The organism is Protofrankia sp. CiP1_Cm_nod3 (assembly GCF_982290655.1).
On the sequence record NZ_CEVIVD010000084.1, the window covers coordinates 20974 to 21696 of the forward strand.

Below are 723 nucleotides of genomic sequence, written 5' to 3' on the forward strand. Positions count from 1 at the left end.
TGGGGGTGGGAACAGGTGACCGGGTCTTCGGTCAGGGACCGGTGGGGGGTGACGCCGCCGGGGCGGGGACGAGTTCCTCGCCGGTGATGGGGTGCTCGGCGTAGGTGTTCGGGTACCTGTCGGCGGTCCGGTCGAGGATCTGCTGGGCCTCGTGGCGGTGCAGCCCGGTGGCGGTCAGTCGCTGGCCGTCCCATATCCGCCAGACGGCGAGGTCCGCGTCGAGGCATGGCACGGGGACGCCGGCGTAGCGGATCGTGGCGCTGATCAGGGGCAGGGGGGTGCCCGGGGCGAAGCGGGCCGACCAGTCCAGCAGCCGGCCGGCCGGGTCGGTATACCGGGCGACGGTCACGGACCCGTCGATGGTCACGGCTATCTTTCCCTGCACATAGGTGTGTGCGTCCCGGACGCGAAAGCCCGCGTCTTTCACCAGCTCGATGAGCGTGGACGTTGCCGGGGGTGGGGCAGAGTTCATCATGTTGCGCGTTCTCCTTTTCACCCTGGGCGGGCTGCTTTTTCCGCGGACGGTCCGACGGGAAGAGAAGGCGCCGGTCATCGCGGAACGTGCATGGTGTGATGCCGCTGGCACTGTAACTCGACCGGTCCGGGCGGGCAATTTTTTTATGCGCGGGCCGGGCATATTCCTGGCTGGTCGTGTGTCGTTTCCGCAAGCCGGTGGTAAGGCGGCTGGCCGCAGGATTATGCGACCAGGGGCTGGCGGGTGGG

General features: G+C 68.5%; 1 protein-coding gene. It reads right to left on the minus strand.

What is annotated here, in order from left to right; translation table 11 throughout:
- Positions 1-31 precede the first annotated feature (31 nt).
- On the minus strand, positions 32-475 hold the full coding sequence (locus tag AC5LUJ_RS16015; RefSeq protein ID WP_493465210.1) for a hypothetical protein: 444 nt from the start codon (positions 473-475) through the stop codon (positions 32-34).
- Between the last annotated feature and the right edge of the window lie 248 nt (positions 476-723).